Consider the following 17,159-nt stretch of genomic DNA (forward strand, 5'->3'; position numbering starts at 1 on the left):
GTGGCTGAGGCTGATCAGCATATCCTCGAGGGTCTGAACGAGCGTCAGATAGAGGCTGTTTCTACTCTCGAAGGACCGGTGCTGGTCGTGGCCGGTGCTGGTTCTGGAAAGACGAGAGTTCTCACCCGTCGCATAGCTTATCTGCTTGAGCAGGGGGTGAATCCTAGCGAGATTTTAGCGATCACGTTCACCAATAAGGCAGCACGTGAAATGGTCGAGAGAGTGCACCACCTGGTCGGCGTAGAGGCGGCCAAGGCGCTATGGATCTCCACCTTTCACTCCGCATGCAGTCGTATTCTGCGAGTCCACCCCGAACTTGGTCGACTCCGGTCAGGATTTACGATCTACGACGCCGACGATGCCCGTCGGTTGGTAGAGCGCTCCATTCGTGCGCTTGAGCTCGATACAAAGCGTTTCCCGACACGTGCGGTGATGGCCAAGATCAGCTCTGCGAAGGCTGACCTTATTACTCCTCGTGAGATGGCTTTGGATGCTCATGGAGCATACGATCGCTTGGTTGCCACTGTGTATGAAGCCTATGAAGCAGCGCTGATCGCTAACAACGCAGTGGATTTCGACAACCTCGTTAACTCAGTAGTCACTGGACTCCGTGAGCACGCTGGAGTTCGTGAGTACTATCAGCGTCGGTTCCGGTATCTACTGGTAGATGAGTATCAGGACACCAACCGGGCCCAAAATGAACTAATAGGCCTGTTGGCTGAGCCCGAGAACAATATATTTGTTGTGGGCGACTCCGATCAGTCGATCTACGGGTTCCGTGGAGCAGATCTTGGCAACATCATCGGCTTTGCAAATAGGCTCCCCACCACCCGGACGATTGCACTCGAACAGAATTATCGCTCCACTAACGCTATTCTTGAGCTCGCCAACACCTTGATCACGCGTAACGCCGTCCGACACGATAAGACGCTATGGTCGGAGCTCGGCCAAGGTGTGTCCCCACTCTACTTCAAGGCCCAGGACGACCGTCAAGAGGCGGAGTTCGTCGTCTCTCAGGCTCTGACCGTTTTGAGCGATGGCTACTCTCTTCGTGATGTTGCCGTCATCTATCGCACCAATGCCCAGAGCCGGGTTCTCGAGGAGGAGCTCTCCAAGGCTGGCGTTCCCTATCGGGTGGTAGGCGGAGTTCGCTTCTATGATCGTCGGGAGATACGTGACATGCTCGCATATCTCCGGATTCTTGTGAATCCAGATGACGACGTAGCACTTTCCCGGGTGATCAACACACCGCATCGCGGTATCGGTGCCGGTACGCAGGAGCAACTGGCGAGCGCGGCTCGCACACGCAACGTCTCAATGTTGCACGCGCTTGAACTGTTCTCCACTGAAGAGCTCGGACTTTCTTCGAGAGCGGCAAAGGCGCTTACTCATTTTGTCGAGATGATTGACTATCTGCGCGAACTGATCCACGAGGAGGCTCCTGCCCCGGTAGTGCTGGACGAGGTGATGACTAGGACCGAGTATCTGGAGATGATCAATGAGGAGGATCCACTTACCGCAGAGGGTCGATTAGAAAACCTGGCTGAGTTGCGACGAGTAGCTGCAGAGGCCGACTCGTTGGAGGCGTTTCTTGAGCAGACGGCACTGTTTAGCGCCATCGACGCTGAACTCGATGACTCGAGCATGACCTTGATGACTGTGCACATGGCTAAAGGGCTTGAATTCCCAATCGTTTTTGTCGTGGGTCTCGAGGAGGGCATTTTCCCTCATATGAGATCGCTCACTACACCTGCCGAGATCGAGGAGGAGCGTAGATTGCTCTATGTTGCTGTCACTCGTGCTAAGCAGCGACTCTTGCTCTCCTCGGCACGTCGACGGAGCTTCCAGGGAAATGTCATCTACAACCCTGAGAGTCGGTTCATAGGTGACTTGCCAGAGGGAGTCTATCGCCGCCAGGAGTCACTCGATTATCAGCCGATGCCCGAGCATGAGAGCACTAAGAAAAGGGCGAATGAGCCCGCGCCCTATCGTGTAGGTGACAGGGTATTCCATACGCGTTACGGTGAGGGTGAGGTGCGAGCCATTCGTGAACGCTCAGTCGATCGCGAGGTGGTGGTCTACTTTGACGCTGCTGGCGAGCGTGTCTTCTTTGGATCTATGACCAAACTCAAACTGGTCTAACGCCGGAGCATATGTAGCACCGGATGATCTCGTGAGCGCGAGAACAGTCGTCACCCAATGTTATCGATGGAGGCGATAGCGCTTGGCTCAAGTCAGGGATCGCGATCCACGGCGAGCAAGGTTCAAGGCTCCTTCAAAGAGAGGATGATGGTTTGTCGCTATCGAGTCTTTATCTAGATAAGACTGCTTTACTCGCGTGTAAAGGGTATGCCTGCTGGATGGAACAGACCGCCGAGGCTAGCTAGTTAGTTGTGGTTACCGCGAAGGAGCTAGCGAGTTGGTCGAGACCGACAAAACCCAATTCGAGTGCCTGATGATGAAAGCGCTTAAGGTCAAATGCTGCACCCTCTCTTCGCCGCACCTGTTCACGAATTGAGAGCCAAGCTCGTTCACCAAGCTTGTAGCTGGTGGCCTGGGCGGGCCAACCAAGATAGCGGTCGATCTCAGATGTGGCAAAAATGAGATCGATGCCTGCTATGCGCTGGAGGAAGTCAACCGCTGTCTCTCGAGTCCAGTGGTCGGGCGCCTCGGCAACAACGCCATTTGGTACCTCAAAGTGGTGATGTAAGCCAATATCAATGACTACTCTGGCTGCTCGAAAGGCTTGCGAGGCTAGCATGCCCAGGCGGTAAGCGGCCTCTTCGAAGAAGCCAAGCTCGTCCATCAGTCGCTCGGCATAGAGTGCCCAACCTTCGATATGGCCGGAGTTCCCGCCAAGGGTTCGCTGGAAGGCGTTGAGGCGGTCGCCAAGCCAGGTCGCGTAGCCGATCTGGAGGTGGTGACCCGGGACTCCTTCGTGGTACACGGTACTGAGCTCATGCCAGAGCGGGAAAACTGTCTTTCCTTGGGTCGGGTACCAGGTCCTTCCTGGTCGTGATAGGTCCATCGAGGGTGGGGTATAGTACATGGCCGCAGCACCGCCGGCAGGTGCTAACATCGCCTCAACTCGCTGGATGGTTACCGGTATATCGAAATGTACTCCATTTAAGACGGCCATTGAGCCATCGAGCACCTGTTGATTCCAGAGTCGGAACGCCTCTGCTCCTTGGATTACTAGTGAAGGATCTTGCTCGAGATGAGCGATCACAGCAGCTATACCCGCTCCAGGGAGGATCTTCTCGGCTTCGAGTTCCATCTCGTGACGAATGCGACCGAGTTCCTCAAAGCCCCAGGCGTAGGAGTCCTGCGGGTCAAAGGTTGCCCCATTAAAGAGTTGGCAATAGAGACTCCAACGATCAGGACCCACGCCGTCGATGGTCGACGTTTTCGGAAGATACTCCTGTTCAAAGAAGGTGGCAAGATCTAAATAGGCAGCTGCTGCCTCTTGACAGGCTCTCTCTAAAAAATCCCCGATCTGTGGATGGTGGAGGTTTTGAGAAGCGATGAGCTCATCGAAGTACGAAGGACCTCCTGGTGTGCCGGTCTTTCTCGCCAATCGTGCGGCTTGGAGCACTTGACGCTGCGAGGCTACCTGCCTCTTCTCGAGACCCAAGCGTAGGCTCTGTTGGTAGCCCGACAAAGCATGAGGTACCCTTCGAAGTCGTTCGGCAATCGTCTCCCAGTCCTCGTTAGTTGCCCGAGGCATCAGGTCGATAGCCTGTTTTATCTGGTGCTGAGGAGAGGCGATCACGTTGACGTCAGCCATCCACTCACCGGCATCATGAAGAGCGAGTCGTGTGCGTAGCCGCTCTATCATCAGCTCCTTACTGATCGCCTCCGTAGCGGTAGGTGCGATCGTCTCCGCAGCCTTCAATGTGGCTCGGTCAAGATCTGCTCTTGCCGTGATTCCGTCGGCTGAGTAGTCGGGGAGCCCTGCAGGGTCATCACCCGCACCTAATTCGGTGCCGACTATCGGGTCTAGCTCTACCAATCGTGCTAGGTAGTCGTCCGCGAGCTCGTTGATGGATCGAGTCATATCTGCCTCCTTGGAGATGATGCCATCTGCTCTGACGCTAGCTGGCGGTCACGCTCCTCGCTGTCGTTCGTTGTCGAGTGAGTGAACCTGGTTCTCGGGGGACCACAGTCTTGGTCGTCATCACTCAGCAGCCCGTCTAAAGTTCAGTCGAGTCCCGATTTCCGGTGACCCATTTTTGAGTTTGGAGCCGGTGGTCGGGCTCGAACCGACGACCTGACGATTACAAATCGCCTGCGCTACCAGCTGCGCCACACCGGCCGACATCAGCTAGAGCCTATCGGGTAAACCAAGGTGATTAGGCGTTCTGGTTGCCGAGTTATTGGTCGTCGACCCTCTAACTCCTAGTCATCTCCCGAATCGAGCGGTTCGCGTTACTAACGGCACCCTTGAGACGCTAGGAGAACTCAAGTATCCACATCTTTTCTGACTCTTCTAAACAACTCGCATGCTTTGCGGACAAGAATCATGATGTTGAGGGCGTCGCCAATTCAGCCCCTCATAGTGATGTCAGATTGGTCAAGCGCACCGGTTCGCGCCCGATGCTTGTGGCCAGTTCTTGTATCCGGGGTTTGTCTGTCGCTGAGGTTCAGTGCTGTCCTACTCGAGTGGTATTGGGATTAGATCCTTCCTCCGTTGTGTGGGCACCTCCCGAATCTAACTGTCGGAGTGTCAACGGAGCGGGTCAGAAATGGACAGGTAGCAATCGCGAACTTGAAGATCCATCACTCTTGGGACGCCCTCAGTGTGTTCAGAGCTCATGATGACATGTACTGGGACCACCACTTCGTAATGCCCAGGTGAGAGCAGGAAGGACACACTCGGCCCAAGGTCGGCAGTTCCGACGATGAAGCTTAGCTCTCCCACGGCACCCGGTTCTAACTTCATATGCTGCAGTGATGCAGCTATCTTCCCAGCATGACCCCCAAGAGCGACTGACCCGCCGGGTTCAGATAGCCAACCCACGGGTGCCGAGGCATCGAAAAGCAGACATGTATTGCCCATATTCTCAATAGGGTGCGGCTCCCGTAGAGGGACATCATGCGGCCAGCGGGATTGTCCCATGCGCAAAGCGAGCCTCGTGCACTCGGTGCCGTTCCTTGTCGAGATGGAACCTCCAGTACTCGTCGAAGTCGCCGTTGCTGCGTAAGGCGCGTAGCTTCAAGATCGCCTCCGCTCCGTTGAGTCCCCAACGTGCACCGGTCAAATCGAGGCGATCCTTCACGAGATGGCGACACGCACCTTCGATCACTCCAGAGGCGATCGGCCAGCCTTCTTCGAGCGCTTGGCGGTAGTTGAGGTAATCCCGCTTGGCAAGTAGGTAGTTAGCGCAACGGTCAGCGTTCTCCCTAGAACGGGGATCGAGACCGAGACAAGTGGCCTTGCGCCGGATCGAGGCCGCGACCGTTGATGCCTGCCCTCGTAGTACTGAGAGTGCCTTCTCAGCGACCCACGCTTCTGCGGCAGAGTCACCTTCGGAGAAGAGGACCAGATGTACTCGAGCACGTGGATAAAGTCACAGACGATGCTCACCTTGACCCCACGGGTCTTTGCCTCTGCATTGATACAGTCAATCTGGTGCTTCGCACCGTCGACGAGAGCGATCCAAGTGCGCCGATGCTCTGGGTCACGACGATGTGCCTCGTCGAAGACCGCTGAGATAACGCTCGCAGTGTTATCGACCACGCTGGCTGTGAGCCACTTGTTGGCCGCCTTGGGTGCCGGGGCTCTCTCTGTGTCGGTCTCACGTCCGATAATGTCGCTAGGAGTACGGATAACCGGCGTCACATCATAGACAGCGCCAACCTCAGCCATACGTTTCCTGTTGTGCTTCTCCCCTCTGGAGAGCCTCGTCTTCAACTTTGCAGTGGCTTTCCCGGCCGCCTTTGCAGTAGCTGGCCGCAGGGCATCGGGTCTCATGACGATCCCCTTGCCGTCTACGGAGAGGACGAGGACCTCTCCTTGGTTGCCCTGCATGCGAGGTATATTCTCATAGAAGGCCTCGAAATCGACGACAGAACGAGCCGCCAACAGCTCCACCTGACGCTTTGCGCATCCGACACCGGTGATACGTCGAATCGCCTCGGTCGCCTCCTCGAAGCTCCCCCTTGCCGACTCTATAGCCGAGAGCTCACGCAGCCCGTGAGAATGTAGCTCCTCTGGCAGGTTCAAGGTCGCATCGCCTAGGTAGAGGTTGTCCTTACCTCGCCGACGATAGGCAAGGCGGGTGACTGAGACTTAGTGCGAAGATCGTCTGGAGCGATCGGGTATGGCCGGCCTCGACGCTCGTGTGCCTGTCTGCCTCTGCGTCGATGACATCGACGAGTCGTTCCTCGCGCGAGCTACGCAGGTCCAGGTGGTCTTGATAGAGCTGGCGGACCAGCTCACGGACATCAACGCTCAACTTCGTCTCGAGCTCCCAGTGAGTGAGGCTGCTCGCTGTCTCTCCTCCCATGAAGGAGCACGCCTGCTCGAAGCGAGAGCGACTCGCGCTGAAGGCATCATTGGTAGAGCTAGTCGGCATGGGATCTCCTCCTGATCGGTTGCCCTACAGCGTATAGGCTGTAGGATTGGAGATGGACAGCCGAGATGCCCACTCATGAGGAGACGATGCGATGAGCAAGCCAACACAAACGCCGCCGTTCGCCGCAACGCGCAAGGCAATAGCCGAGGCCCTGGCTGAGATCGACGGGCTATTGCCCGGATCGGTAGTCGTGCGTTACATGCGCTGTGGTAAGGCTGGCTGTGGTTGTAAGGCCGACCCGCCTGTGCTGCACGGTCCCTACATCCAGTGGACCCGAACAGTTCAGGGTAAGACCGTCACGAGATACCTGAGCCAAGAGCAGCTTGAGCGCTACCGGCCGTGGTTCGACAATGCCCACCGACTCAAGGATCTCGTCACTAAGCTCGAGATCGCCTCGCTACAGGCGCTCGAGACGGTGGAGACCTCGACATCACCTCGGAGACCTCGACACACCGAGGGTTAACTCAGCTCGGCTTCCGATTCCTCCCTTCACAGAGCCTCGCACTTGGCGTCCCTCAGCACTGCCAGGCTATGATACCCAGCTCCAAGCCATGATTAGTGGTGTGGTATCAACCCTCCAGAAGAGCTGCACCCATATGTAATAGACAGCAAGGGGTCTGATGGCTAGGGCCTTCTGCCCAAGACACGCTTACACAGCAAGAACACCACATAGCCTACGATCCCAACCATCGCGATAGGAACCAAAACGATTAGCGGACTGGATGAGCTCAAAATATCTGATACTATCACACCAAATTCCATTCAAGGGCATAGTCGAGTTAGGACTGCACACCGCCTGAGCAAGTCGTGGGATTTGACCAGGCACCATTTCCGTACATATTGAAGTCTATCTGCGCACCAAGCTGGTCAACTGTCTCACCACCCACAGATTGGGTAAAGAATCCACTTACTTGGGCGGTAGAGTGCCATGTATTAACTAAAGGGGTGGATGTCCTAAAGGATGATCCGTTATAGGTTATAGTTCCCAAAGCCCATCCTGTGACGTCCTCATGGTTGTTTGGAACACTTACTTGGGTCACAACCGATCCATTCGCAGAGAACCCCAGATAGCTACTGAAGGTGACGACGGTGAACCCGTAGATATCTTTCCAGATACATCCACCATTCATTACTGGATCTCCAGGTATATCCGAGGTATCGGACGGGACTGTTGGATTAGCACTGACGGTGACAGGAGTAGATACTAGTAGGTCTTTAACTTGACTAGGGAGATTCGGGAGAGCTGCCAACCGCTTTGCAAGAGCGTAATTATCCAGGAAGGTCCCGTGTCCCGGCAACAGAGCGTATGAGTAGGGAGCTACGTTCAACATCTTTTCAAACGTAGGGAGATGAGAAGCCAAGGATTGTGAATTGAGCCCTGTCACATCTTGCGCAAACGCTACACCTGAAGTCATTCCAACCCCTACCGCTAGAACTCCGAGCCCGAGTGTCAACTGACGCGCTAGCATGCCTACCTTCATCATTACCCCCTTGTGGTGATCATCATCATCAAACGTTTTGTCTGATACAAGCAACAACCTAACACATCGTGGCGAAGATTTCACGACACTTTTAGAAAGTATCGAAAATATATCGTCTATCATGGTTCTTGGCGCGTTGTCGACCGAACTTTCGAAACTCGTTCCGAATGTATGTCTGTCTCATAGACATTTGCTGGTTTGGGAGGGTTATCCACAGGGAGTGATTTGCATGTTAGTAGGTCAGTGGGGGTGAGTTGATGTCTGGCGCTGCATATAGTGCCCCTGATAATTTATTTGGGTGCGGCTCCCGTAGAGGGACATCATGCGGCCAGCGGGATTGTCCCATGCGCAAAGCGAGCCTCGTGCACTCGGTGCCGTTCCTTGTCGAGATGGAACCTCCAGTACTCGTCGAAGTCGCCGTTGCTGCGTAAGGCGCGTAGCTTCAAGATCGCCTCCGCTCCGTTGAGTCCCCAACGTGCACCGGTCAAATCGAGGCGATCCTTCACGAGATGGCGACACGCACCTTCGATCACTCCAGAGGCGATCGGCCAGCCTTCTTCGAGCGCTTGGCGGTAGTTGAGGTAATCCCGCTTGGCAAGTAGGTAGTTAGCGCAACGGTCAGCGTTCTCCCTAGAACGGGGATCGAGACCGAGACAAGTGGCCTTGCGCCGGATCGAGGCCGCGACCGTTGATGCCTGCCCTCGTAGTACTGAGAGTGCCTTCTCAGCGACCCACGCTTCTGCGGCAGAGTCACCTTCGGAGAAGAGGACCAGATGTACTCGAGCACGTGGATAAAGTCACAGACGATGCTCACCTTGACCCCACGGGTCTTTGCCTCTGCATTGATACAGTCAATCTGGTGCTTCGCACCGTCGACGAGAGCGATCCAAGTGCGCCGATGCTCTGGGTCACGACGATGTGCCTCGTCGAAGACCGCTGAGATAACGCTCGCAGTGTTATCGACCACGCTGGCTGTGAGCCACTTGTTGGCCGCCTTGGGTGCCGGGGCTCTCTCTGTGTCGGTCTCACGTCCGATAATGTCGCTAGGAGTACGGATAACCGGCGTCACATCATAGACAGCGCCAACCTCAGCCATACGTTTCCTGTTGTGCTTCTCCCCTCTGGAGAGCCTCGTCTTCAACTTTGCAGTGGCTTTCCCGGCCGCCTTTGCAGTAGCTGGCCGCAGGGCATCGGGTCTCATGACGATCCCCTTGCCGTCTACGGAGAGGACGAGGACCTCTCCTTGGTTGCCCTGCATGCGAGGTATATTCTCATAGAAGGCCTCGAAATCGACGACAGAACGAGCCGCCAACAGCTCCACCTGACGTTTGCGTATTCTCGCTGAAGTTTGCCACCCATTCTCGCTGAAATCTGCCACCTGTTCTCGCTGAAGTTTGCCACCCCCTAGAGGGCGCGAGAAGGACTCAGGAACAATGGATGCAAAGAGGCCGTGGCATCCTTATGTGGTGACTGAAAACCAACCACCCAAAGGTGCCACATGCCCAATAGGAGGATACCAATGAGAAAGATCGAAGAGGTACTGCGCCTCAGTGCGCAGGACAAGAGTGCCAGGGTAATCAGCCGGGAGACGGGAGTATCTCGGCCAAGCGTGGCTACGTATCTAGAGAAGGCAGCAGAGCACGAGATCGGCTGGCCACTTCCAGCGGGCATGGATGCGAAGAGCTTGGAGCAGTTGTTGTTCGCCGCGGTTGAGACACCAAAGAGTACGCCCGTTATTCCCAACTGGCAGGAGGTGGCCACCGAGATACAGGCTCATAATCACCTGACCCTACAACTGCTCTGGTTCTAAGTACAAGGAGCGCAATCCAAATGGGCTCAGCTATTCACGGTTCTGTGCTCGCTACCGAGAATGGAAGAAGATCAATGAAGTGGTCATGCACTTTGAGCACCGAGGAGGAGAGAAGCTCTTCTGTGACTTTGCCGGTGATACGGTCCCGATCTGGGACGACCACACTGGTGAGGTAAACTTCGCAGCTCAGCTCTTCGTCGCGGTGATGGGAGCGAGCTCCTACACCTTTGCCAAGGCGTTTGCCAACCAGAAGGCTGAGTCATGGACGGCTGGGGGAACAGCGGCATTCGAGTACATGGGAGCAGTTCCCATGTGTGTCGTTCCAGATAACCCCAAAGCGGTGGTCACCCAAGCCATCCAAGTACGACCCGGTATTCAACGAGAGCTACCTGGAGTGGGCCAGGCACTATGAGGTGACGATTCTACCAGCTAGACCCCGAAAACCTCGAGATAAGGCCGCCGTTGAAGGAGGAGTCCTGATCGTCGAACGCCAGATTCTCGCCAGGCTTCGTCACGTCAAGTTCTTCTCCCTGTACGAGCTCAACCAGGCAATCTACGAGCTCTTAGAGGAGCTAAACGCTCAAGGGTTCCAAAGGCGAGAGGGAACCAGAAAGAGCGTGTTTGAGGCTGTGGACAAGCCAGTGATGCGTCCTCTGCCTACTACGGCGTATGAATATGCGGAGTGGAAGCGGCCAACACAGGCCAGCTTGCTTTGCCCGTTTGACATAGTCAGATACCGTGCTCTTTGGGAGCGAACAGGCTTGAGAGATTTCTCGTATTGAGCGGCGCTCGGAAAGTGAGAGCCTTAGTACTTCTCTGATTTGGCGCATGATGATGCGGGGACGTGACACAACTACCTCCTCGGAAAACTCGTTGTCCGATTCAGTATGGCTACCTCAGTGGCCCACCCTGTCTAGGTGTCCGAAAACTCCGAAACGGGTGTCCGGATTGGACCGAAACGGGTGTCCGAAAACCTCCGAAATCTGCAGTAAGGCTCTGGAAACTTGAGATTCAGAAATTGGCAGATGAGATCGGCATCCCAATCACGGTCTGCCATTTTCCGCCAGGAACTTCCAAGTGGAATAAGATTGAACATCGCCTGTTTTCATTTATCTCGGTGAACTGGCGAGGACAACCTCTCATTAGCCATGAAGTCATGGTCAACCTAATTGCGAATACCAGAACCAAGAGCGGACTTAGCGTCCAAGCGGAACTGGACCCAGGGAGTTATCCCAGAGGAGTCAAGGTCTCTGACGAAGAGTTCTCCTCCATCAATCTGATACGTAGCTCTTTCCATGGAGAGTGGAATTACTCGATACACCCCAGAGAGGGCTAGGCTGTTATAGTTATTGTTTGCCGGGCCCTAAGCTCGAGATCGCCTCGCTACAGGCGCTCGAGACGGTGGAGACCTCGACATCACCTCGGAGACCTCGACACACCGAGGGTTAACTCAGCTCGGCTTCCGATTCCTCCCTTCACAGAGCCTCGCACTTGGCGTCCCTCAGCACTGCCAGGCTATGATACCCAGCTTCAAGCCATGATTAGTGGTGTGGTATCAGCCCTCCAGAAGAGCTGCACCCTTCTCAATAAGAGTACGACCTGTCGTAGAGGTGCCACTTGGTAATCTCGTGGAAGTCATCGCAATGCTTGCGTGAAGGATTGACAGGGCGTCGACGACTTGAGGTGGATGGAGCGTGAGTCGAGAAGCGAAATGCACATCCAACGGAAATTTCTTACGTCCAACGGTAATATCTACCGTGGCGCCGAAAGATTCCTTCAGCTTCTCAGCCAGCTCTGCGGCATTTGGTTTAAGGCGTACCGTGATGGCTTCTTTGCCTGCACCGATGCTAAGCAAGGATCCAGGGGCCAGGCGATCAGCCAGTTCGATTACCTTGGATTTTATGGCATCCATTTCCTTCGCGTACTCTTTGCTCACTCAATCTCCAGATCCAGAATATAGGAAGCGAAGAATTTGACGCTGGATCCTAGGCGCCGATCTGGTCGGCGAAATATCTGCCGCTGTAGGCTGCGTGCCTTGTGCTGGTAGCAGCTGGTCAGTGTGTGTAGCCGGAATCTACTGTCTCTATCGAGAGGCCCAAGCTATGTCGGGTTCGAAAAATTAGGAGTTACATTCACCTACAATCTTTCGACGCATTTCAACGTATAAGCGCACTTCAGAGCGTTGTGGGTCGATCGTTCAATATATGCGGCCATAGCCTCACCTGTGAAAATATGGGCGAAAATTCGGATGGACAGGATCCCAGGTGATAATGGAGCGACCGCATTCCACCATCATCGCCGAAGGCAAGCGAGTCCCGAATCTCCAGTGTGATCCATGGTCTCAGAGGACCGGTTTGAAGACGCGTGCTTGAAGCTTACAGATAGTGAATAATCCCGGGTTTCTTGGAGACCCAGACTTCGCCATCTCGGGTCAGTTGACTATCGCTGCTAGAACCTGCTGACTCATAGTTCGCTCAGGTGACCTATACAGTTGCGCACCGACAACCAGGTAGGGTACCTCGGTTTCGGCGATGATCGTGTGGACGGCGGGCTCGGACACCCCAAGTAAAGAACACGAGATGGCCCATGCGTGACGAGTATCCTGCATCAGCACACATCTCTTGAGTGGCGCAGCGATAGCTTGATCGCTGTATCTGGTGGTTCCTCCCAGCGCTCGGAGCTCAGGCTGGTCCCATCGCTACCTCGAGTAGCACCTGATGAACATACGGAGCAAAAGCCGAACGCATGGAACCGGCACCCCACCATTACCGTCAAAGAGATTGTTCCGGAGGCTCTGGCCCCACGGCAATCTAGGCAAGGGATCTCTTCGTGCAATCGCCTTGTGGAGTCCCGTCAGTAACCGCAACTGCAAGGGTCGATCCTAGCGGAGTCCACGGGAAATGCGAGGGATAGCTCCGTTGGACCCTCACATCCCGGGTCCTACCTCCCGTTCAATATTCTGTTGTCGTAGATACTGCTCGTACCGGCACCGAGGTCTACGCCCGGACACCTTTCAGTACCCACACCGCCCGCCACGAATCCCAGCGCGAATACTGCGTAGCCGCTCGGCGATCAACAACTGCCCTTCCTATGTCCACGTAGAGGCTTACGATGTGCGTCGGGTGCCCAGTTCACGCAGGCCTCACTCTCCCCATAGCCCAGGCGTATACGTCGCGACTAATCGCAACTAGCCGTTGTCTGCACTTGGAGATAGTGACTTTCTCCGACCAGCGCGCTCTGCTAGACTCGGGCGGACTCACAGCGGAGGGAACCAATGAACCGGCGTGGACTCTTGGGGACGATCACAGTACTAATTGCCCTTGTCGTGCTCGTAGTAGTTCAGACCAAGGGAATCGCGAGCGTTCCACCACTGGGGGCGACCCTCGATCCAGCCACTGGCGCACTCAGTATTGGCTCCAGGGCGCGACTCCCACGATCTGCGACCATCCCTATCGCCCACATGCCAGGTGTCGTCACCGTCTCCTACTCCGCACAGGGGATCCCCGATCTTCACGCCACGAACCAGAGCGCGCTCTGGTTCGCCATGGGATACCTTGAGGCACGGAATCGACTCTTCGAGATGGATCTCATCCGACGCGAGGCCGCTGGAGAACTCGCGGCCGTCCTCGGGTCGAGCTATCTCGCCTCAGATCTGTTTGAGCTACGCCTTGGTCTAATGCGAACCGCCAAGGCGAACTTTGCCGCCCTGCCTGCAACTGACCGAAAAGTCCTAGAGATCTTCTCCAACGGCGTAAACGCGGCACGTTCCTACGATATGGGTCATCATCAGCTGCCCGTTGAGTTTCGGCTCCTCAACTATACGCCGGCGCCATGGACGCCAATCGACTCGATGCTGGTACAAGGCTATCTCACCCAGACCCTCGACTATTCGCAGAACCCGGTGGACTATTCGATCCTCGTGGGGCACCTGGGTTACCAGCGGACGATGGATCTCTTCCCTGTCATTGCGAGGAACCCTCAATCGCCCTATGATCTTGGACCGTATCACTCACAACACCACATCCCCATAGACCCTTCTACCACCGTGAGCCCCGGACTCCTTGCCTCCTTGCAGGCGATCGCCCAGGCGAGTACGAAGCTACCCGACACCGCGATCCACTCCTTCTCGAACTCCAACAACTGGGCGATCTCGGGATCCAAGTCATCGACCGGCAACGCCATCGTCGCCGGCGATCCGCATCTGAATCAGACGCTCCCGGCCGTTTGGTACTGGGTCAACGCCCACGCACCCGGCATCAGCTTTGCCGGAGTGACGGTACCGGGGCTCCCGATCATTCTGATCGGGAGGAATCAGTCGATTGCATGGAGTGAGACCGATGTCGAGAACCAATCGACCTTCTTCTACCAGGTGACCACCAACAAAGCGCACCCCGGAGACTATCTCCTCCACGGAGCTTGGGTACCATTTGGCCACATAACCTACACCGTCAAAGTCAAAGGTCAACCCGCACAACACCTGGTCATTGACACCACCGCCGACGGCCCAATTATCTCAGTCCACGGCGTAAAGGTCGCGGTGTACTGGCTTGGTGCCCAGGTATCGAAGGACTTCGCCTCCTTGATGGGTGTGTTACATGCCTCGAACTGGACGCAGTTCAAGGCCGCGCTCTCATCATGGAGAGCACCATCTCAGAACTTCGTATTCGGGGACCGCCACGGCAATATCGGACTCATCTCGGCTGGCTACTACCCCATCCTGAGCGCTCGAGATCCCTGGCTTGTCATGAATGGCAACAGTGGAGATCGTATCGTTGGTTCGATTCCCTACCGTGAGATACCACAGAGTTATGACCCGAAGTCGGGCTTCGTCTTCAGCGCCAACCAACGACCTGTCGCCGCCAACTACCCGTACTACCTTGGGACCTCGTTCAACTTCTTTTCCAATGGCTACCGTGCCGACGAGATTCACGCGGTACTGTCCGCAACGAGCAAGATCACCCCTGCCGATGTCGCGCATCTTCAGAACTCGGTGACCGACTATCTCGCTACCCAGCTCGTGCCCTGGCTCGTCCGCCAGTTCAACGGCGTCCATGAACCTCCTGCCGTCGCAGCGGCCCTGCACACGCTCAGCCATTGGAATGCAAGGATGGGAGCGTCCTCGACGGCAGCAAGCATCTGGTGGACCTTTCTCGGCGACGAGATTCACGACACCTTCGGTCCTTGGTTCGCAAGGTATCGCGTCCCCCAACCGACCGGGAGCTCGCTCGTGGTCAATCAGCTCAGTGCACCCCTCGTCGAAGATCTCCAATACATGGATCTATCTCAGCCGTCGAGCCCGTTCTTTACCCCGCCCGGCGATGCGCACAAGGTGACCGCGGGCACGGTTGCACGTGAAGCACTCGGCCAGGCGATCGCAACGCTGACCCACAAGTTCGGCTCCAGTCAGCAGTCCTGGCGCTGGGATCGCCTTCACTTTAGAGAATTCCCATCGTTGAGTGGAGCCGCAGGTCTTTCATATGGACCCCGGGGCTCCTCTGGGGATGCCTGGACCGTCGATGCGGCTGATGGCAACCTACTCTCTGAGGCCGGGCCGAGCTGGCGTATGATCGTAGCCTTTGGGGACCGCGGTTATGCGATCTACCCGGGCGGCCAATCGGAGAACCCGCTCTCACCCTGGTATCAGAATCAGATTCCTGACTGGTTTAGTGGCCGTTATCTGCCCTTCGGTCTCGGTGCGCAACCGGGCATCGCTACCTGGACGCTGGAGCCACGATCATGACCCGGGGGTACTGGTCGATCGTCTGTGTTCTCCTCGGCGTCTTCGCCGTTGCTCTCGCCAACGCCGTTGGACTCTGGTGGCTCGGTTACCTGATAGGCGCGGTCCTCGCAATCTGGATCCGCCCAAGTCTTGCTGGCCTCGCGGTGCTGCTTGGCTGGGGCGCAGGCTTCATGCAAAGCGCCATCGGTGATAACCTCAGCGGATCCGCCCGAGTCGTCGCTCTACTCGCAGGACTACCCGCAAGCCTTGGCCCTGCGCTGGTGGCAATCGCACTGATCCTTGCCTTCCTGGAGGGGTGGCTTCCAGCCATTCTCGCTCGCCGAGTGCTCACGATTGCGAGAAGACCAAAGGCGGCCAACTAGCAGTACCATGCGGTTCGAACACGTCGCCAGATGGCGATGTCGAGAGCACTGGCGCTGCACTGACCTCGCGCGCCACGGAGCGGGTCCGATCGGTATCCACATGAGCTACATGTCGCCATAGAAGCGCAAAGGGAAACAGCCTGATTCGCTTAGGCTCATCATGACTCACATGGCCGCTCGTCGCTCTCACGCTTGGGCGAGTCACTCGCCGCGCGAGACGAGCGCCTTCACCCAAAACACAATCATCCCTTATCTCAGCAGTGAAACCGGTGTGGCGGGGCTCTCAGGCTCCTCCATCACCTGACGCCATCGTCTGGTGCCAGCTTGGCAGGGCTGGACTTCGACAGTGCCCGAGCGTGGTCGGTGTACAACTGGATGGGTCCGTGTAAGGCTGCCCTGCGTTTGCTGAACGGGGGTTTCTTGCTCGTGACCTTGGTGTTGCGCTCTTTTGGGTCAACTTGGTCGCTGTAGGGCTCCTCCGGACCCGCTTGGCCTTAGGGATCCCTGATTTTGAGTTGCTCGTGGATCGGTGGAGCCAACAGGTACAGCTGCCCTGGGATCCAATGGATGCCTCCAGCGTAGCCGATGCGGTCTGCCTTCTCTTGTCGGATCTTGCTCGACCCATCAGCGGTGAGGTGCTGCATGTGGATGGAGGTTTCCATGCCATGGCTACCTGCTTGGGGAGTGGTTCTCCTCGGTGAGATCCGGATGCTCGTGGATATCGGAGACGTTCTTGCCGGTTCGAAGAGGCGCTAAATTAGCGACGAGTTGTAGGAGCTCGCCGATGCTATGCGGTTGTTCGACAGGATGGCGTAATGGTTGATCGGGGTGGATCTCATAGTGGTTGCGACGGCCGATGCGTGTTCGCTTCACATAATTGCCGTCCACGAGATCAGCGATAATTGCCTGGGCTGCGCGCTCGGTGATCCCGACCCGCGAGGCAATGTCGCGGCCGCGAATCCCGGGATCGCCGGCGATACAGACGAGGACATGCCCGTGGTTGGTAAGGAACGTCCAGTTGGACCGTGCCGAATCTTCGGGGGTGCGATTGGAGTGAGCCATATTTCTAATGGTAACTGGGTTCATGAAATGGCTGACAGGTTTTTCCCCACGGGTGACCGATCACCCGCGGCATTGGTTATAATAACAGCGGTGTATAACTCACGAAACGAAGTTCGTAAATAAGTA

16 protein-coding genes, 1 tRNA gene and 2 pseudogenes are annotated in these 17,159 nt (G+C 56.2%); 9 read left to right on the forward strand and 10 right to left on the reverse strand.

The genetic code is table 11. The features are described from left to right. Positions 1–2,142, forward strand: a complete 2,142-nt coding sequence (locus tag FEAC_RS02430; RefSeq protein WP_052565306.1) for an ATP-dependent helicase — start codon at positions 1–3, stop codon at positions 2,140–2,142. Between the two features lie 241 nt (positions 2,143–2,383). On the opposite strand, the gene FEAC_RS02435 is transcribed toward FEAC_RS02430, so the two are convergent. The 4 genes and pseudogenes from FEAC_RS02435 to FEAC_RS02450 all read right to left on the reverse strand — a co-directional run bounded on the left by FEAC_RS02435 (position 2,384) and on the right by FEAC_RS02450 (position 6,578). Then, positions 2,384–4,057, reverse strand: coding sequence for a DUF885 domain-containing protein (locus FEAC_RS02435; protein WP_035389026.1), 1,674 nt, complete (start codon positions 4,055–4,057; stop codon positions 2,384–2,386). Between the two features lie 182 nt (positions 4,058–4,239). Then, positions 4,240–4,315: transfer RNA gene (locus FEAC_RS02440), tRNA-Thr, on the reverse strand. A 411-nt stretch (positions 4,316–4,726) separates the two neighbouring features. Then, positions 4,727–5,119 (reverse strand): hypothetical protein, encoded by a 393-nt coding sequence (locus FEAC_RS15440; RefSeq protein WP_156099270.1) that lies wholly within the window; start codon positions 5,117–5,119, stop codon positions 4,727–4,729. Then, positions 5,094–6,578, reverse strand: a pseudogene (locus FEAC_RS02450) (ISKra4 family transposase). The gene FEAC_RS15440 and the pseudogene FEAC_RS02450 overlap by 26 nt, the downstream one beginning before the upstream one ends. 91 nt (positions 6,579–6,669) lie before the next feature. Between FEAC_RS02450 and FEAC_RS02460 the strand changes: the two are divergent. Beyond that, positions 6,670–7,041, forward strand: coding sequence for a DUF6788 family protein (locus FEAC_RS02460; RefSeq protein ID WP_035392491.1), 372 nt, complete (start codon positions 6,670–6,672; stop codon positions 7,039–7,041). 316 nt (positions 7,042–7,357) lie between these two features. On the opposite strand, the gene FEAC_RS02465 is transcribed toward FEAC_RS02460, so the two are convergent. The 3 genes from FEAC_RS02465 to FEAC_RS02475 all read right to left on the reverse strand — a co-directional run bounded on the left by FEAC_RS02465 (position 7,358) and on the right by FEAC_RS02475 (position 9,437). Next, positions 7,358–8,059, reverse strand: coding sequence for a hypothetical protein (locus tag FEAC_RS02465; RefSeq protein WP_035392473.1), 702 nt, complete (start codon positions 8,057–8,059; stop codon positions 7,358–7,360). Between the two features lie 320 nt (positions 8,060–8,379). Beyond that, positions 8,380–8,547 carry a hypothetical protein gene (locus FEAC_RS15445; RefSeq protein WP_160290311.1) on the reverse strand — a complete coding sequence of 56 codons (168 nt, stop codon included), beginning with the start codon at positions 8,545–8,547 and terminating at the stop codon, positions 8,380–8,382. Positions 8,548–8,588: 41 nt separating this feature from the next. Further along, positions 8,589–9,437 (reverse strand): hypothetical protein, encoded by an 849-nt coding sequence (locus FEAC_RS02475; protein WP_052565308.1) that lies wholly within the window; start codon positions 9,435–9,437, stop codon positions 8,589–8,591. A gap of 141 nt (positions 9,438–9,578) precedes the next feature. On the opposite strand from FEAC_RS02475, the gene FEAC_RS02480 reads away from it, so the two are divergent. The 4 genes and pseudogenes from FEAC_RS02480 to FEAC_RS02495 all read left to right on the forward strand — a co-directional run. Next, positions 9,579–9,869 (forward strand): hypothetical protein, encoded by a 291-nt coding sequence (locus tag FEAC_RS02480; protein ID WP_052565310.1) that lies wholly within the window; start codon positions 9,579–9,581, stop codon positions 9,867–9,869. Between the two features lie 85 nt (positions 9,870–9,954). Beyond that, positions 9,955–10,281 carry an IS21 family transposase gene (locus FEAC_RS02485; RefSeq protein WP_052565312.1) on the forward strand — a complete coding sequence of 109 codons (327 nt, stop codon included), beginning with the start codon at positions 9,955–9,957 and terminating at the stop codon, positions 10,279–10,281. A 1-nt stretch (position 10,282) separates the two neighbouring features. Next, positions 10,283–10,651 (forward strand): hypothetical protein, encoded by a 369-nt coding sequence (locus FEAC_RS02490; RefSeq protein ID WP_052565315.1) that lies wholly within the window; start codon positions 10,283–10,285, stop codon positions 10,649–10,651. 200 nt (positions 10,652–10,851) lie between these two features. Further along, a pseudogene (locus FEAC_RS02495) lies at positions 10,852–11,205 on the forward strand (ISAzo13-like element transposase-related protein); the annotation flags it as partial. Positions 11,206–11,424: 219 nt separating this feature from the next. On the opposite strand, the gene FEAC_RS02500 reads toward FEAC_RS02495, so the two are convergent. Next, complete coding sequence (locus FEAC_RS02500; protein ID WP_152623035.1) at positions 11,425–11,805, reverse strand: hypothetical protein; 381 nt, start codon at positions 11,803–11,805, stop codon at positions 11,425–11,427. A 495-nt stretch (positions 11,806–12,300) separates the two neighbouring features. Then, positions 12,301–12,477 carry a hypothetical protein gene (locus FEAC_RS15450; RefSeq protein WP_156099278.1) on the reverse strand — a complete coding sequence of 59 codons (177 nt, stop codon included), beginning with the start codon at positions 12,475–12,477 and terminating at the stop codon, positions 12,301–12,303. A gap of 666 nt (positions 12,478–13,143) precedes the next feature. Between FEAC_RS15450 and FEAC_RS02505 the strand changes: the two genes are divergently transcribed. The 3 genes from FEAC_RS02505 (at position 13,144) to FEAC_RS16260 (ending at position 16,672) form a co-directional block, all read left to right on the forward strand. Continuing rightward, positions 13,144–15,609 carry a penicillin acylase family protein gene (locus FEAC_RS02505; RefSeq protein WP_052565319.1) on the forward strand — a complete coding sequence of 822 codons (2,466 nt, stop codon included), beginning with the start codon at positions 13,144–13,146 and terminating at the stop codon, positions 15,607–15,609. Then, complete coding sequence (locus FEAC_RS02510; protein ID WP_035389529.1) at positions 15,606–15,971, forward strand: hypothetical protein; 366 nt, start codon at positions 15,606–15,608, stop codon at positions 15,969–15,971. The genes FEAC_RS02505 and FEAC_RS02510 overlap by 4 nt, the downstream gene beginning before the upstream one ends. A gap of 458 nt (positions 15,972–16,429) precedes the next feature. Further along, positions 16,430–16,672: an SDR family oxidoreductase gene (locus FEAC_RS16260; protein ID WP_081901097.1), complete on the forward strand. Its 243-nt coding sequence runs from the start codon at positions 16,430–16,432 to the stop codon at positions 16,670–16,672. Here the strand turns inward: FEAC_RS16260 and FEAC_RS02515 are convergent. Further along, on the reverse strand, positions 16,641–17,033 hold the full coding sequence (locus FEAC_RS02515; RefSeq protein ID WP_201773820.1) for a helix-turn-helix transcriptional regulator: 393 nt from the start codon (positions 17,031–17,033) through the stop codon (positions 16,641–16,643). The genes FEAC_RS16260 and FEAC_RS02515 overlap by 32 nt on opposite strands. Positions 17,034–17,159 lie beyond the last annotated feature (126 nt).

The sequence above is a fragment of the Ferrimicrobium acidiphilum DSM 19497 genome (assembly GCF_000949255.1).
In the GTDB taxonomy this organism is placed as follows: Bacteria; Actinomycetota; Acidimicrobiia; order Acidimicrobiales; family Acidimicrobiaceae; genus Ferrimicrobium; species Ferrimicrobium acidiphilum.

What these genes read in the sequence shown, in the direction of transcription:
- FEAC_RS02435 (WP_035389026.1), bottom strand. Translation starts at nt 4,057, where the DNA reads ATGACTCGATCCATCAACGAGCTCGCGGACGACTACCTAGCACGATTG.
- FEAC_RS15440 (WP_156099270.1), bottom strand. Translation starts at nt 5,119, where the DNA reads ATGGGACAATCCCGCTGGCCGCATGATGTCCCTCTACGGGAGCCGCAC.
- FEAC_RS02460 (WP_035392491.1), top strand. Translation starts at nt 6,670, where the DNA reads ATGAGCAAGCCAACACAAACGCCGCCGTTCGCCGCAACGCGCAAGGCA.
- FEAC_RS02465 (WP_035392473.1), bottom strand. Translation starts at nt 8,059, where the DNA reads ATGAAGGTAGGCATGCTAGCGCGTCAGTTGACACTCGGGCTCGGAGTT.
- FEAC_RS02480 (WP_052565310.1), top strand. Translation starts at nt 9,579, where the DNA reads ATGAGAAAGATCGAAGAGGTACTGCGCCTCAGTGCGCAGGACAAGAGT.
- FEAC_RS02485 (WP_052565312.1), top strand. Translation starts at nt 9,955, where the DNA reads ATGCACTTTGAGCACCGAGGAGGAGAGAAGCTCTTCTGTGACTTTGCC.
- FEAC_RS15450 (WP_156099278.1), bottom strand. Translation starts at nt 12,477, where the DNA reads ATGCAGGATACTCGTCACGCATGGGCCATCTCGTGTTCTTTACTTGGG.
- FEAC_RS02505 (WP_052565319.1), top strand. Translation starts at nt 13,144, where the DNA reads ATGAACCGGCGTGGACTCTTGGGGACGATCACAGTACTAATTGCCCTT.
- FEAC_RS02510 (WP_035389529.1), top strand. Translation starts at nt 15,606, where the DNA reads ATGACCCGGGGGTACTGGTCGATCGTCTGTGTTCTCCTCGGCGTCTTC.
- FEAC_RS02515 (WP_201773820.1), bottom strand. Translation starts at nt 17,033, where the DNA reads ATGGCTCACTCCAATCGCACCCCCGAAGATTCGGCACGGTCCAACTGG.